Source organism: Vicinamibacterales bacterium (assembly GCA_041659285.1).
Lineage (GTDB): Bacteria > Acidobacteriota > Vicinamibacteria > Vicinamibacterales > UBA2999 > 12-FULL-67-14b.
Map to the genome: position 1 here is coordinate 14,188 of JBAZYO010000025.1, position 15,197 is coordinate 29,384.

The 15,197-nt window shown below is 67.3% G+C and carries 11 protein-coding genes; 6 read left to right on the forward strand and 5 right to left on the reverse strand.

Features of this window, described 5'->3' with window-relative positions:
• Positions 1-7: 7 nt before the first annotated feature.
• Positions 8-607: a hypothetical protein gene (locus tag WC815_23575; protein ID MFA5911771.1), complete on the reverse strand. Its 600-nt coding sequence runs from the start codon at positions 605-607 to the stop codon at positions 8-10.
• Positions 608-826: 219 nt separating this feature from the next.
• Here WC815_23575 and WC815_23580 point away from each other — a divergent pair, with 219 nt between their 5' ends.
• Both WC815_23580 and WC815_23585 read left to right on the forward strand, forming a co-directional pair.
• Complete coding sequence (locus WC815_23580) at positions 827-2,236, forward strand: serine hydrolase domain-containing protein (protein ID MFA5911772.1); 1,410 nt, start codon at positions 827-829, stop codon at positions 2,234-2,236.
• Positions 2,237-2,534: 298 nt separating this feature from the next.
• Complete coding sequence (locus WC815_23585; GenBank protein ID MFA5911773.1) at positions 2,535-3,449, forward strand: OmpA family protein; 915 nt, start codon at positions 2,535-2,537, stop codon at positions 3,447-3,449.
• Here WC815_23585 and WC815_23590 read toward each other — a convergent pair.
• The 3 genes from WC815_23590 to WC815_23600 are packed head-to-tail and all read right to left on the reverse strand — an operon-like array spanning position 3,427 to position 7,839.
• Positions 3,427-5,028: an ATP-binding cassette domain-containing protein gene (locus WC815_23590; GenBank protein ID MFA5911774.1), complete on the reverse strand. Its 1,602-nt coding sequence runs from the start codon at positions 5,026-5,028 to the stop codon at positions 3,427-3,429. The genes WC815_23585 and WC815_23590 overlap by 23 nt on opposite strands.
• 27 nt (positions 5,029-5,055) lie before the next feature.
• Positions 5,056-6,657 (reverse strand): hypothetical protein, encoded by a 1,602-nt coding sequence (locus WC815_23595; GenBank protein MFA5911775.1) that lies wholly within the window; start codon positions 6,655-6,657, stop codon positions 5,056-5,058.
• Between the two features lie 6 nt (positions 6,658-6,663).
• A complete protein-coding gene (locus tag WC815_23600) occupies positions 6,664-7,839 on the reverse strand; it encodes a glycosyltransferase (GenBank protein MFA5911776.1) in 1,176 nt (391 codons plus the stop codon).
• A gap of 97 nt (positions 7,840-7,936) precedes the next feature.
• Between WC815_23600 and WC815_23605 the strand changes: the two genes are divergently transcribed.
• The 4 genes from WC815_23605 (at position 7,937) to WC815_23620 (ending at position 13,928) form a co-directional block, all read left to right on the forward strand.
• Positions 7,937-9,418, forward strand: a complete 1,482-nt coding sequence (locus tag WC815_23605; GenBank protein MFA5911777.1) for a PQQ-binding-like beta-propeller repeat protein — start codon at positions 7,937-7,939, stop codon at positions 9,416-9,418.
• Entirely contained in the window at positions 9,419-10,303 is an 885-nt protein-coding gene (locus WC815_23610; GenBank protein ID MFA5911778.1) for a VWA domain-containing protein, read from the forward strand.
• A gap of 157 nt (positions 10,304-10,460) precedes the next feature.
• On the forward strand, positions 10,461-11,867 hold the full coding sequence (locus tag WC815_23615) for a M20/M25/M40 family metallo-hydrolase (protein MFA5911779.1): 1,407 nt from the start codon (positions 10,461-10,463) through the stop codon (positions 11,865-11,867).
• Between the two features lie 3 nt (positions 11,868-11,870).
• On the forward strand, positions 11,871-13,928 hold the full coding sequence (locus WC815_23620; GenBank protein ID MFA5911780.1) for a prolyl oligopeptidase family serine peptidase: 2,058 nt from the start codon (positions 11,871-11,873) through the stop codon (positions 13,926-13,928).
• A 59-nt stretch (positions 13,929-13,987) separates the two neighbouring features.
• Here the strand turns inward: WC815_23620 and WC815_23625 are convergent, their stop codons facing one another.
• The gene (locus WC815_23625) at positions 13,988-15,157 is read right to left on the reverse strand and encodes an FAD-dependent oxidoreductase (GenBank protein MFA5911781.1); all 1,170 of its coding nucleotides are present in this window, start codon (positions 15,155-15,157) and stop codon (positions 13,988-13,990) included.
• Positions 15,158-15,197 lie beyond the last annotated feature (40 nt).

Sequence of the window (15,197 nt, forward strand, 5' to 3'; positions counted from 1 at the left end):
TTCTGTGTCATCTGCGTGACAGCATGATATGCACGCGCGCGACATCGTGCATGTAGCCACCAACCTGCGCGTATCGGTCGTTGGCAGCCATCTCAACCTGTATTCGGCTGTTGACCCGATCGCCGGTCGCTTCGAGATATAGCCCGACGTAGAGCCGGCCGAAGAACTGCGCCGACGGATCCGAACCGGCCGCGGCCAGCACCTGCGCCGGCGTCGCGCGGCCCAGGAACATCTGGTAGACCTCGCGCATGGGCACGCGCGCATCCGGCCCGACCGGCAGGATCTGCTGGCGCGCCGCCTCGGGCGATTCCGCCCGCGCCACGCACAGGAAATGCCACGCCGCGTTCTCCACGTCGGCCGGATTCACCGTGCGGTGCGAGATGAACATGTCCCGGCAGTCGCGAAAGCGGCCGGCATAGTACTGCGCAATGCCGCGCTGCCACAGCTTGGGGGCTTGGTCGGGAACGAGGGCGGCCAGCCGATCGAACCCGGCCACCGACTGCTCGATGCGCCCGGCGCGGAAGTCGTCAACGGCGCGGGCCATGACCTCACGCGGGCTCTGCGCGAGCCCCAGGGCGAGCAGCGCGGCCAGCAGGCTGGCAATCATCGGGCTGGATTATATGGGCCGCGGAAGAATACAGCCACAGATTGAACACCGATTGAACACCGATTCTTCAATCCATGGGCGCGGCCGCGGCCCGGGAAAGCTCCAGTTCGCTGGCGGCGCACTGCGAACTCGCGTCTGCGTCTAATCTCTAATCTGTGGCTGTTTAGTCTGTGGCTGTTTAATCTGTGGCCGGGACTATCTGACATAGGATCACCACTCATGACGCAACGATTGGCAACCTCCATCTGCGCAGCCTTGGCACTGGCCATCGCGACCCACGCCGTGACCGTCCGCGGCAGCGCCGCCCAGCCACCGGAGGCTGCCGTGGACCAGGTGTTCGCCAAGTGGACCACCAGCACGCCTGGGTGCGCGGTCGGCGTGGCCGTGGCCGGCAAGCCGGTGCTCACCAAGGCATATGGCATGGCGGACCTTGAACACGACGTGCCGAATACCGCCGACACCATCTTCGAATCCGGCTCGGTGGCCAAACAGTTCACGGCGATGGCCGTGCTGCTCCTCGTCAAGGACGGCAAGCTCTCACTGGACGATCCGGTGCGCCAGCACATTCCCGAACTGCCCGACTACGGCGTGCCGCTCACCATCCGCCACCTGCTGAGCCACACCAGCGGCCTGCGCGACTGGGGCAGCGTGGAAGGCATCGCCGGGTGGCCGCGGACGACGCGGGCGTATACCCACGGCCACGTGCTCGACATCGTCAGTCGCCAGAAGGCCCTGAACTTTCCGCCGGGCACGCAGTGGTCCTACAGCAACACCGGCTTCAACCTCGCCGCCATCATCGTCTCGCGCGTCAGCGGCGTGCCGTTCGCCGAGTTCTCCAAGACGCGCATGTTCGCGCCGCTGGGCATGACCCGCACCTCCTGGCGCGACGACCACACGCGCATCGTCAAGGGCCGCGCGATTGCATACTCGGGCGGCGCCGACGGCTTTCACATCGAGATGCCATTCGAGAACGTGCACGGCAATGGCGGGCTGCTCACGACGGTGGGGGATTTGCTGAAGTGGAATGAGAACTACGTGACGCCGACGGTGGGTGACCGCGGGCTGGTCATCACGCAATCAACGGCTGGCCGCTTCAACGACGGCCGCGCCTTGGATTATGGGCTTGGCTTGTACGTGAACGACTACCGGGGCGTGAAGAACGTCTACCACAGCGGTTCGACGGCCGGCTATCGCGCCCACCTGAACCGCTTTCCCGACGCCCACACCTCGGTGGCCGTGCTCTGCAACGTCAGCACCGGTGATGCGACGCGATCGGCCAACCTGGTGTCTGACTTGTATCTGGCTGGCCGCCTCAATCCGGCCGCAGCTCCGGCGGCCACCACACCTGCCCGCACCATGGCCACTCCCCCGACAGCCGCCCAGCTCGCGGCGTTCAGCGGCAGCTATTGGAGCGACGAGGCCGAGGTGATACTGACCGCCGCGGTTGAAGACGGCGCGCTGGTGCTCAAGCGCCGGCCTGACACGACGATCAAGATGACCGCGGTGGAGCCAGATGTGTTTCGCGGATCGATCGGGACCATCACGTTCCGGCGCGACGCCGCCGGCAAGGTCAATGCGCTGAGCGTGAAGCAGGAGCGCGTGTGGGAACTCAGATTCGAACGTCGATGAGAACATCAAAGCCGCAGATGACGCAGATTACGCAGATGTTCTAGACTAGCGACGGCGCGTTGCGGTCACGCAAGACTGCGGTTCGCTGGCGGCGCTACGCGCCGCTGGTCCGATGAGGAACCGCGACGAAATGAGTCGTGGGAATGGCTGGACGACTCATTTCTCGCGGTCCATCATCGGACCCAGCGCCGGGCGAAGCCCGGCGCCAGCGAACTCGCATCTGCGTAATCTGCGTCATCTGCGGCTGCCTTCTTGACGGCGGCCTGACAGGCGCGGCACTTCGAGGCTACCATCGGATATGGCGCCTCGGCCGACGTTGACATTACTGGCGGTCGTCGCTGCCCTCGTGGCAGCAACGGGCGCGCAACCGCCGCCATTCCCGCAACCTCAGTCCACGCCCGAGACGGTCACCGACGCGCAGGACTTCCCCTACATCCCCGCCCTGCCAGGCGCGCGGCTGATCTCCACCAAACGCATCTACGCCCCCCTCGAGCTGAAGCAGGCCACCGCGGAAGATGAAGCCGTGCTCGCCGGCATGTCGTACGTGCAGAAGACCTACGACCGGCCCGGCAGCATCACCGCCATCGCCTTCATCTCGGCGTTCCGCGATGCGCTGTTCGCCGCGGGCTGGATGCTGATCGACGTGACGAAGCTAGAGGAGATTCCGATCCTTGGGCGCCGACCTGTCCGCCGAAGCCTTGGCGAAGGCGGCCAGCCGGAGACGGTGAACGTTGCCGCCCACTACTCGGCCCAGGGCCGCATCGTCTACGCGCGGATGACGCAGGAGCCCGGCGGGCCGTATCAGGTGAACGTCGCCGATGTCGGCGCGGAAGACTGGTCAACGGCGTTGGCGAAGGAATGCCGCGTGCTGTCCTACAGCATCCACTTCGACCTCGATCGCGCGACGCTGCGGCCCGAAGCCACGGCGACGCTCGAGAAGCTCGCGGATGTCCTGAAGGCGCGATCGGCGCCGGCGGTGGAGGTGCAGGGCCACATCGACAACGTCGGCGCCGCCGAGGAGGCCGCGCGGCAGCTGCTGTCGGAGGCGCGGGCCAGGACGGTGGCGGCGTGGCTGGCCGCGCACGGCGTGCCGGCGTCGAAGCTGTCGTCGAAGGGGTACGGAAAAACGCGGCCCCTCGCTGCCAATGACAGCGACCTGGGCCGCGCGATGAACCGCCGGATCGAGATCGTCAGGAAAGGCTGTTCGCGCTAGCGTACTCCTCGTACGCGCCCTTGAAGTCCTTGATCACGCCGTGGTCGAAGTGCCATACGCGGGTGCCGACTTCTTCCATCAGGTCCTGGTCGTGCGTCACCAGCAGCACGGTGCCCTCGAACTTCTGCAACGCCACGTTCAGCGCGTTGATCGCCTCGAGGTCGAGGTGGTTGGTCGGCTCGTCCAGCACCAGCACGTTCGGCTTCTGCAGCATGATGCGGCAGAACAGCAGGCGCGCGGTTTCGCCGCCCGACAGCGCCTCGGTGGGCTTCAGCCCTTCCTCGCCGGTGAACAGCATCTGCCCGAGCAGGCCGTGGATGTCCTGGCGCGAGGCGTCCGGGTCGAACTGGTGCAGCCACGCCGCCGCGGTCATGCCCTTCTGGATCTCGCCGGTGTGATCCTGCGGGAAGTAGCCGATCGACACCTCGTGGCCCCAGCGCAGCTTGCCCGCGTCGAGGTCGCCGGGGCAGGCGAAGCCGGGCGCGTCCGACAACAGCGCCTTCAGCATCGTCGTCTTGCCGGTGCCGTTGCGGCCCACCAGCACGATCTTCTCGCCGCGGCTGATGAGGCCGCTGAAGTCCGAGATCACCTTCAGGGAGCCGTGCGCCTTGGCGACGCCCTCGAACTCGAGCGTGGTGCGGCCCGACGGCCGGTTCATGGTGAACTTGATGTACGGGCGCTGGATGTTCGAGCGCGCCAGCTCCGTGGTCTGCAGCCGCTCCACTTCCTTGCGGCGCGACTGCACCTGGCTGGAGCGGGTGCCGGCCGAGAAGCGCTGGATGAAGTCCTGCAGCTGCGCGATCTTCTTGTCGCGCTGCTCGTTCTGCGCCTCGAGGCGCGAGCGAATCTGCGTCTTCGCCATCACCATGTCGTCGTAGCCGCCGGTGTAGGTGATGATGGTCTGGTAGTCGATGTCGGCAATGTGCGTGCACACCGCGTTGAGGAAGTGGCGGTCGTGCGAGATGACGATCAGCGTGCCGTCGTAGCGGAGCAGGAAGTCGCGCAGCCAGTGGATCGAGTCGAGGTCCAGGTGGTTGGTCGGTTCGTCGAGCAGCAATGCCTGCGGGTGGCCGAACAGCGCCTGCGCCAGCAGCACGCGGACCTTCTGCCCGCCTTGCAGCTCACCCATCAGCCGGGTGTGCAGCGCATCTGGAATGTCGAGCCCCTGCAGCAGGATGGCGGCGTTGCTCTCGGCCTCGTAGCCGTCTTCCTCGCCGACAATGCCCTCGAGCTCGCCGAGGCGCATGCCGTCGGCCTCGGTCATCTCGGGCTTGGCGTAGAGGACGTCGCGCTCTTCGAGCGCGCTCCACAGGCGCCGGTTGCCCATGATCACCGTGTCGATCACGCGCAGCTTGTCGAAGGCAAACTGGTCCTGCCGCAGCACGCCCAGCTTCTTGGGGCGGACGACGTCGCCCTTCTGCGGCTGCGACTCGCCGGTCAGCAACTTCATGAAGGTGGACTTGCCCGAGCCATTGGGGCCAGAGAGGCCATAGCGGCGGGCCGCCAGGAAGGTGGTGGTCACCTCGTCGAAGAGCACCTTCGAGCCGAAGCGCATGGAGACGTTATTGACTGAAATCACAACCCTTCATTCTACCATTCCCGGGCGTCAGGGGGCCTCGCAGGCCCCGGCGCCGGGGCGGCGAATAACGGCCGCGCTGCCAAACTGGGCCAAAACCGCCACGCGGCCGCGCACTTCGTCCGGCAATCGTCCCAAATCGGCGACGGCGTAGCCGCGCCCCTGCCCCGCCACCCAGCGCCCGACCTCCGCGTTCGGGTCGTAGCGATCGACCTCCGCGGTGCGGGCCGAGCTGCGCGGGTTGCCCAGCACGGCCAGGTGCAGCCAATACGCGGTGTCGGCATCCGCCACCAGGTAGTCGGCGCACGATGCGCCGACGTTCGCGCGCATCCAGCGGCCGGCCGCATACAGGTCGGCGCTGACCACCGGCGCCGTCGTCGCCGCCGTCAGCGCCGGCAGCCCCGCGGTGATCACCAGCATGGCCACCGCCGCCCACCCCAGCGCCGGCGCCGCCGGACTCACGCGCGGAATCGACGCGTGAAGGCCGAACGCCACCAGCACGGCCAGCGGGTAAATCGCGAGGTAGATCATCTTGAGCGCCATGTACGGCGTCTCGGCGCCGGCGTTCTCCGCTGCAATCCACAAGGTGATGGCCTGCAGCACGATGGCGAGGAGGAAGCCGAGCGTGAGGTAGCTCCGTGGCGCCCGGATCGCCTGCACGATTCCCACCAGGGACAGCGCCGGGAACATCGACCCCAGCACCTCCAACGACGGCCGCACGACGGCGCCGCTGGTCCGCGCGATCAACAGCCAGCCGAACCGGCCGGTGACATGGAGCGCGGCGATCAGGCCGAGCGGAATCGTCACGATCAGCAGGTGTTGCACGCGCCAGCGGACAGTCGTGTGACGCCGGAGCAACAACACCAGGAAGACGAGGAGCGGCGGCCCGATCCACATCGGCCAGGTCAGGAACACGGCCGTGACGAACAGCCCGAACAGGGCGGCCGCCATGGCGTAGGTCCGGCGCTCCCAGGCGATCAGCGCCCACCACGACGCCACGCAGAAGAACGCGGCCATCGCCTGGGCCAGGAACGAGTCGTGCGTGAACGCGCCGACGAAGTAGGCGCGCGGCAGCAGGAGGCACAAGGCGGCGGCAATCGCAAACGAGTTCGGCAGCAACAGCCGGCGCGCGATCAGATAGACGAAGCCGGCCGACAACGCGGTGGCGGCGGCCAGCAGCGGGTAGAACGCCCGGAAGCCGTCGGTCCCGGTCCAGGCCCCCGCCAACACGGCCAGCACGTGGACTCCCGGAGTGTAGTGCGCCATCTCCCCCATCGCGCCGTCGAGCGACCGATCGCGCACGAGATGACCGGCGCGTTCGATGTAGTCCACCAGCAGCAAGTGGTGCGTGAGGTCCGGTCCCCGGCCCGGCAGCAGCAGGGTGGGCCACGCCAACGACAGCAATCCGGCAAAGACCGACACGACCACGGCCGCCCACCCCGCGAAGTCAGCGCCGCCACGGACCGCGGTGCGCCGCAAGTGCCAGACGGCCGCGCCGGCGGCGGCCACCGACAGGATGAGCACGACGACCGGGGACAGGGGCAGTCCCAGGGCGTCCAGCACATACGCGGCGACAGGCGCGGCGGCCAGGAAGGCGGCCAGGGCCGCAGCCAGGACTTCAGCCAGGTTCATCGGACCTTAGAGTATGCGTGAGATGGCGAACTCGTGAACGGTCTCCCGCAGTTCCCGGCAGAAGCGCTCTTCCGAGAACCGCGCCGCAAATGCCCGGAGCCGCTCTGAAAGACCGGCCTGGACGTCTGCGGGCGCCCCGATCAAGGCCTGCATGCGGGCCACGGCATCGGCGTCGTCATCCCAGAGCAGGCGCTCTTCACCATCCACGACCTCGACGAGGCCGCCGCTGCGATGACAGAACACCAGCAGGCCCGCGCGCGTCATCTCCGCGGGCGCCATGCCGAAGTGTTCGTCCGCCATCGCGTGGATGCCGTAGCGGGCACGGCCCAGCATCGTGACGAGCGCGGACCGGGACAGGTCTTCGTGGAACGTGATCCAGCCGCCGCGCGCATCTGCCAGCGCCCGCATCTTCTTCGTGTAGTGCGGATCCACGCTCGACCCGATGAATCGCAGCGTGAGGCCCGGGTGCGAGTCGCGGACGCGCGCCGCCATCTCCATGATCGCCTCCATCCGCTTGGTCGGGTGGTAGCGCCCAAGACAGAGGACCGCCTCGTCTCGCTCGTGCCAGGGCGCGCCGGGCCCGGGATCGAAGACGGGTGGGTAGACCACGCGCGACTCGACACCCATCGCCCGCAGGCGGCGGGCGGTCCACTGGGAGTTGGTCAGGGTCAGGTTGCGTGCGGCGCCTTCCCACGTCAGCCCGGACAGCACATCGCACGCGTCGTAGTAGCGCCGCATCAGGGGCGCGGCGGCCACCGGTTCCGGACGGAGGGTGGCCGGATAGTGGACGTACTGAATGCCGGGCCGATCGAAGGCGGCGAAGTTCTCCGCCGTGATGCACAGATCGACCCCGGGTCCAAGCCGTCGCGCTTCACGGAGGACGAGCGCCAGCCGCAGACGGTCGAACCGCATCCCCGCGCGTTCGATGTTCAACTGCCGCCGCAGGCGCAGCAGCAGCGAACCGGGCATGGGAACCACGTGCTGTCGAGCGGGCGTTCGCGCCAGCGACGTTCCCCAAAACGCGTCCACCGCGTCGGGCGACCATGGGCGTTCGGTCAGGACCTCGAGCCTCACCGCGCCGGCGAGCGCTTGCGCGATCCACGCGCCGACGGCATTCCCTCCACCTGGAGAATCGAGCGTCCCGTGCACGAGGAGCACACGCAGCTCGCAAGTTGTCGGCAAGATGTCGCGATTGTACGACGCGCCGGGAAATCCTGTTGAGGCGCGGGCGACTCGGCCGATCGCCCCGCTGACCGGTGATTTTCGCTAGAATCGCCTAATGCTCAACAAGCGCGTCGTGCTGGTGCTCGGACTCGCGACTGTGCTCGGCGTGTCGCTCGCATTCGCGGACTTGTCCGCCGAAGCGGAGGCGGAGAACTGGACGCGCTTCCGCGGCCCCAACGGGCTGGGCGTCTCGACCGCGAAGAACCTGCCGGTGGAGTTCGGCCCGGACAAGAACGTGAAGTGGAAGGCGCCGCTCCCTCCCGGGCATTCGTCGCCGGTGCTGACCGACACGCACATCTTCCTGACCGCGCATTCGCCGGAGAAGGACGCCTACAAGCTGTTCGTGCTCGCGCTCGATCGCAAGACCGGCAAGCAGTTGTGGCAGCGCGAAATCCCCCGCCTGCAACCGGGCCGCCGCGAGAACCTGAATGGGCCGGCGTCACCGAGCCCGGTCACCGACGGCAACAACGTCTACTTCTTCTTCCAGGACTTCGGCCTCATCAGTTACACCGCCGATGGCCAGGAGCGCTGGCGCCTGCCGCTCGGGCCGTTCAACATGTTCTACGGCTTCGGCGCCTCGCCGATTCTCGAAGACGGCCTGATCATCCTGCCGGTGGACCAGGACACCGATCCCTACCTGCTCGCGGTTGATGCCAAGACCGGCAAGCAGCGCTGGAAGGTGTCGCGCCCGCACGTGATCTCCGGTTACTCGACGCCGACGATCTACCGCCCGAAGTCGGGCGGCGCGCAGATCCTGATCCCCGAGTCGTTCCAGCTGACCGCGTATTCGATCGCCGACGGCAGCAAGGTGTGGTGGGTGCGCGGCCTCGCCTGCGAAATGAAGTCGGTGGCCAGCATTGACGGCAACACGCTCTACGTCAACGGCTGGGGTTTCGGCCAGAACCAGGCCGGCACGCAGGTGCCGACGGTGGATTTTGCCGCCGGACTCACGACCTACGACGCCAACAAGGACGGCTTCGTCGGCCGCGACGAAATCCACGGCACCGGCACCATGGACCGCATGTTGCGGCCCGACTACGGCTTCGACGCCTTCGACGGCAACCGCGACGGCAAGCTCGACGCCAAAGACTGGGACGTGTTCCGCGCCATGCTGGCGGCCGAGAACGGCCTGATGGCGATCACGCTCGGCGGTTCCGGCGACATGACCGCCACCGCGGTGAAGTGGAAGTACCTGCGCCCCGTGCCGCAGGTGCCGTCCACCGTGCTCTACGAGGGCGTGCTTTACATGGTGAACGACAGCGGCATCCTGCTGTCGTTCGATCCCGCCACCGGCAAGGTGCTGAAGCAGGGCCGGCTGAAGGGCGCCATCGACAAGTACTTCGCCTCGCCGATTGGCGCCGACGGCAAGCTCTGGCTCGCCAGCCAGGACGGCACCATCTCCGTCGTCACGGCGAAGGGCGACTGGGAGATGCTGCAGGTCAACACGCTGGACGACGAAGTGTTTGCGACGCCGGTGCCGGCGGATGGCGCGCTGTTCGTGCGGACGCGGAGCGCGCTCTACAACTTCGTGAAGTAGATGGGCAAAGCCCTCGTCTCGCTCCTGCTCCTGTTACCGTTCGTCGCACAGCGCCCGATCGATCTGCGCGAGCGGAATTTCCGGGCGGCATCGGAACTGGTGACGACCGCCGTCACCGTGCGCGACGCGGAAGGCCGGCTGGTGACGACACTCGCGCAGGGCGACTTCACGATCGAGGAAGACAGCGTCGTTCAGCCGATCACGCAGTTCACGAAGGAACGCGTCGCCGTCAGCCTCTCCCTTACCCTCGACATCAGCGACAGCATGCGCGGCCAGCGCATGGTGGACGCCCGCGCGGCGCTGGCAACCTTCCTCGACACGCTGCTGGCGCCCGGCGACGAGGCGGCGCTGCTCGGGTTCAATCACGAGACCAAGATGCTGGCGCCGTGGACCACTGAACGCGGCCGGATGCGCGCGAAGCTGGACGAGATCCGGCCGTCCGGCGGCACCGCGCTCTACGACGCCATCGACCTCTCGCTGCCGCTGTTCGAATCGCGACTGCATCCGCGCGCCGCCATCCTGCTGGTGTCGGACGGCGCCGACACCGCCAGCGACACCACGCCCACCGCTCTTAAGCAGAAGCTGGTGCGCAGCGACGTCTTTCTCTACGCCATCGGCATCGACACGCTCGACGCCCGCAACTCGACGCGCATCAATCCGTTCACGCTCAACGAGCTGACCAGCCAGGGCGGCGGCTACACCGAGATCATCCGCAACACCGCGGATCTCGGCCCGGCCACCGAGCGGATCGCTGACGAGCTGAACCACCAGTACATGATCGGCTACACCCCCACCGCGCGCGGCGACGGCAAGCTCCACACCGTCCGCGTGAAGGTGTCGAACCCCACTTACCGGGTCCGCGCCCGCCGCGGCGTCGTCCGGTAGTCGCGCCGCGAGGGGTGAAACAGCCTCATGGAGAAAACGGCACCGCTTACGGTGCGCTCCATGAGCTCATCTCAACGGCTTTCTCCATGGGGCTGTTTCACCCCTCGCGGCGCGACTGATTCCGCGGCACGCCGACGGCCATGCTAGGCTACTCGCCATGCGCGTAGCCCTGCTCACCGTCACCCTGCTCACCACTACTCTTCTGGCGCAACCACCGGCGCAGCCCGACTGGGCCAAGGCCGACGAAGAGACGCTCCGTCACTTCCTCGCCATCATCAAGATGGACACCACCGACCCGCCGGGCGGCGAGAAGCCGGTGGTGGACTACATGAAGCAGGTGCTGGAGGCGGAAGGCATTCCCGTCCAGATCTTCACACTGGAGCCGAACCGGCCCAACCTGGTCGCGCGCCTCAAGGGCAGCGGCAAGCAGCGGCCGCTGCTGCTGCTGGGTCACACCGACACCGTCAACGTCGATCCGAAGAAGTGGACCCACCCGCCCTTCGGCGGTGTGCGCGACGGCGGCTTCATCTACGGCCGCGGCACGGTGGACGACAAAGACAACGTGGTCGCCAACCTCATGACCATGCTGATGCTCAAGCGCCTGAACGTGAAGCTCGATCGCGACGTGATCTTCCTGGCCGAGGCCGGCGAAGAAGGCGCCTCCCGCCTCGGCATCCAGTTCATGGCCAACCAGCACTTCGCCGAGATCGATGCCGAGTTCTGCTACGCCGAGGGCGGCAGCCTGACCCGGACGGGAGGCGAAGTGAAGTTCGCGAGGGTGCAGACCGTCGAGAAGATTCCGCGGGCCATCACCGTGACGGCGAAGGGCGTGGCCGGCCACGGCTCGGTGCCGCTCGAGAGCAACGCCCTCGCCCACCTCGGCGAGGCGGTCGGCGCGATTGCCGCCTGGACCCCGCCCTTGCGGATTAACGAAACCACCGCCGCCTACTTCAAGCGGCTGGCCACCGTGTCGTCGCCTGCCGAGGCGGCGCGCTACCGCGATCTGCTGAACCCGGATCCGAAGGTCTCGGGGCCGGCCGACGCGTACCTGCGCAAGAACGAGCCCAGCCACTGGTCGATGCTGCGGACGTCGCTCTCGCCGACGATGATCTCGGGCGGCTACCGCACCAACGTGATTCCCTCCGAAGGCACCGCGAACATCGATACGCGCCTCGCGCCCGATGAGGACCCGGCGAAGTTTCTCGAGCTGGTCAAGCAGGTCGTCAACGACCCCCAGGTGGAGGTCAGCTACGGCGCCCGCGACACGCGGCCGCCCACGCCCACGGCCAGGCTCGACTCCGAGGCCTTCAAGGTGATCGAAGCCAACATCACCAAGCACTACAAGACCATTACGCTGCCCACCATGAGCACCGGCGCCACCGACATGGCGTTCCTGCGCCAGAAGGGCATGCAGTGCTACGGGGTTGGCCCGGCGCTCGACAGCGAAGACGGTCCGAAGGGCTTCGGCGCCCACAGCGATCAGGAACGCATCCTCGAAAGCGAGCTCTACCGCTTCGTCCGCTTCAACTGGGACGCCGTCGTCGATCTCGCCCGCGCGAAGTAGCGCATGCGTTCGTACCCGCCCTCGCGCAAGGGCGACGTCGTTGACACCTACGGCGCGACGCCGGTCGCCGATCCGTACCGGTGGATGGAAGACCTCGAATCGCCCGAGGTTGCCGAGTGGGTGGCCGCGCAGAATGCGGTCACCCGCGCGCACCTCGACGGCCTGCCCCATCGTGCTCCGCTCGTTCGCCGGCTCACCGAGCTGTGGGACTACGCGCGCACCAGCCTGCCCGCGGTCGAGGGCGGCAGACTGTTCTATTCCCGTAACACCGGACTGCAGCGACAGGCGCCCGTCTTCACCCGCGACGGCCGGCGCGGCGACGCCACGATGGTGCTGGATCCGAATGCGCTGTCTCCCGATGGATCCGTCTCGCTCGCGCACTTCACGCCGTCTCCGGATGCGCGGCTGATCGCGTTTGCATGCGCCAAGGGCGGCGCGGACTGGGAGACCATCCGCGTCCGCGACATCACCACCGGGCTCGACCTGCCGGATGAAGTGCACTGGGTCCGCTTTTCGGACCTGTCGTGGACCCGCGACTCGAAGGGCTTCTTCTACTCGCGCTATCCGGAGCCGCCCACGCACAAGGTGCTCGAAGCGGCGCTCTCGAACCAGGCCATTTACTACCATCGCCTCGGCACATCGCAGGCGAACGATCGGCTGGTGTACCAGCGCCTGGACCATCCGGCGTGGATCGTCAACGGCACCGTGACCGAAGACGGGCGATACCTGCTCATTCGCACCTATCGCGGCGCCGAGAACAACAACCAGCTGCATTACCTGGCGCTCGGCGACCCGCTCGAGCCCGTCGTCGGCGGTCCAATCCGGCCAGTGGTCGAAACCGGGGACGCGGAGTACGCGCCGATCGGGAACTACCGATCGCGCATCTACCTGCGCTCCGACAAAGACGCGCCGAATCGCCGCGTCATCGCGATCGACCTGGAGAACCCGGAGCCGGCGGCGTGGAAGGTCGTGGTTCCCGAGCAGCGGGAAGCCATCGAACACGCCGCCCTCATCGGCGGCCGCATCGTCGTCCACTACCTCGTGGATGTGCAGAGCCGGCTGCGGATGTTCGGCCTCGACGGCGCCCCCGCGGGTGACATCGCGTTGCCCGGCGTCGGCACCGTGTCCGGACTCGAGGGCCGCGCCGATGCGCCTGACGTGTGGTTTGGCTTCAGCTCGCCGCTGGTGCCGGGCACCGTCTATTCCTACGATCCCTACAGCGCGAGCCGCGAGGCCTTCGAGCCGCCAGTGCCGCCCATCGATGCGAGCCAGTATGAAACGCGCGCGTTGTTTGCGACGTCGCCAGACGGCACGCGCGTCCCGTTCTTCCTGACCGCGCGCAAGGGCCTCGCGCAGCACGGCGCCAACCCGGCGATGATCTACGGCTACGGCGGCTTCTCGATCAGCGTGCTGCCGGCGTATCGACCCGACGTGCCGGCCTGGCTCGAACTGGGCGGCGTGTTCGTGACCGTGAACATGCGCGGCGGCGCGGAATACGGCGAGGCCTGGCACAAGGCCGGCTACCTCGAGAAGAAACAGAACGTCTTCGACGACTTCATCGCGGTGGCCGAGTACCTGGTCCGCGAAAAGTACACGAACCCCGCGCAGCTCGGGATGATGGGCGGCTCAAACGGCGGCCTGCTCGTCGGCGCGGTGATGGAACAACGGCCGGACCTGTTCGCGGTGGCCATGCCCGCGGTGGGCGTGATGGACATGTTGCGCTACGATCGTTTCACGGGCGGACGCTTGTGGGCCACGGAGTACGGGTCAGCGTCGGATCCGGCGCAGTTCTCGTACTTGTTCAAGTACTCGCCACTTCACAACTTGAAGGCGGGCACGTGCTATCCGGCGACGCTGGTCACGACCGCGGACCACGACGACCGCGTGGTGCCGAGCCACTCGTTCAAGTTCACGGCGGCGCTGCAGGCCGCGCAGGGATGCGACCGGCCGGCGCTGATCCGCGTGGAAACGCAGGGCTCGCACGGCTATCGCCCGACCGACAAGCTGATTGAAGAGAAGGCCGATCAGTGGGCGTTTGCCGCAGCCCATCTCGGGGTCTGACCCCGAATCAGGGGTCTGACCCCGAGCAAGAGGTGCCGAGGGGTCTGACCCCTTTGCAGTTACGTCCGCGCCAGCCCCCGCATCGCATTGAACAGCTCGATGTGGCCCTCGACCACCCGGGCCCTCTCCTTCTCATCCACGTCCAGCGTCCAGACGTCGCGCTGTGACGTGCCGCCGAGGATGATGCCGTCGGACCGCGCCATCATGTGAATGCCCACGCCGGGCTCGGACGAGGCGCTGCGGGAGCCGCCGCTGGTGCCGTAGTTGACCTCGGCCTGCGGCGTCAGCACCACTAGCTGGCCCTTGAGCGGCACCAACTCGGGATCGTTGAACAGCGCCTTGGCGCCGAGGCCGGTACAGTTGACGATCACGTTCTCACTGAGCGCGGTGATGTCGCGCGGCGTTTCGAACTTGCGGATCACGACCTTGCCGCCCCACAGCAGGAAGTCGTTCATCAGCGCGTCGAGATAGATCGACGGTTCGATGCGCATCTCGGGACGCTCGATCGCGTACTTGGTGGGGAACGGGTGTTCGCCGGGCTGCAGCAGTTGGCGCGAGCCCTGCACGCTTTCCGGCAGCAGGACGTTGCTGCCGCGCGCCGCCTCCGCGTTGTCGGTAGGCGCGTAGTTCATGATCCACGTCACGCCGTACTTCGGGCCAATCAGCAACTGCAGGCGCCGATAGGCAATGACCACGGCCTGCTGGAACTGCGCGTCCCACGCCGCCGTGCGGCTCTTGAAATCCACCAGCCCCGAGGTCGGCGTGAAGCCGGCCAGCGACATGTTCGACGTGGTGTCGGGCGGCACCGTGGCCGCGTAAATGGTGACCTCGAAGCCGTGGCGCTGCAGCTCGCGCGCGGTCGTGAGCCCGACGACGCCGGAGCCGAGCACGGCGGCACGGCGCTCGGTGTGCGGCAGCGCCAGGTCGGTGGCCATCGAGGCGGTGCCCCACGACAGCGACATGCCCGACCCGCCGTGGCCGAAGTTGTGGATGATGGTCTTGTTATCGAGCTTGTCGGCCTTGAGCACGAAACCCGACGGCCGGTGCGGGCGCAAGCCGATGGTGGTGCGAATCACGCGGTCCCACGAGGCATTGACCAGCGCCAGCCGCACGGGAGGGCGCTTCGGCGCCGACACCTGCGGTTTCGCCGCGGTCCTGGGGGCGCACGCTTCAGCGGCAAAGCCAACGGCGGCCAGGCCGCCAAACTTGAGGAGAGAACGTCGATCCATGGCAAGGGATCATATAGGAGTCGCGCCCGCTTCGCTCGCG

Excerpts from the sequence above, each read along its gene's own strand:
- WC815_23575 (MFA5911771.1), bottom strand. The coding sequence starts at position 607 with ATGATTGCCAGCCTGCTGGCCGCGCTGCTCGCCCTGGGGCTCGCGCAG.
- WC815_23580 (MFA5911772.1), top strand. The coding sequence starts at position 827 with ATGACGCAACGATTGGCAACCTCCATCTGCGCAGCCTTGGCACTGGCC.
- WC815_23585 (MFA5911773.1), top strand. The coding sequence starts at position 2,535 with ATGGCGCCTCGGCCGACGTTGACATTACTGGCGGTCGTCGCTGCCCTC.
- WC815_23595 (MFA5911775.1), bottom strand. The coding sequence starts at position 6,657 with ATGAACCTGGCTGAAGTCCTGGCTGCGGCCCTGGCCGCCTTCCTGGCC.
- WC815_23605 (MFA5911777.1), top strand. The coding sequence starts at position 7,937 with ATGCTCAACAAGCGCGTCGTGCTGGTGCTCGGACTCGCGACTGTGCTC.
- WC815_23610 (MFA5911778.1), top strand. The coding sequence starts at position 9,419 with ATGGGCAAAGCCCTCGTCTCGCTCCTGCTCCTGTTACCGTTCGTCGCA.
- WC815_23615 (MFA5911779.1), top strand. The coding sequence starts at position 10,461 with ATGCGCGTAGCCCTGCTCACCGTCACCCTGCTCACCACTACTCTTCTG.
- WC815_23620 (MFA5911780.1), top strand. The coding sequence starts at position 11,871 with ATGCGTTCGTACCCGCCCTCGCGCAAGGGCGACGTCGTTGACACCTAC.
- WC815_23625 (MFA5911781.1), bottom strand. The coding sequence starts at position 15,157 with ATGGATCGACGTTCTCTCCTCAAGTTTGGCGGCCTGGCCGCCGTTGGC.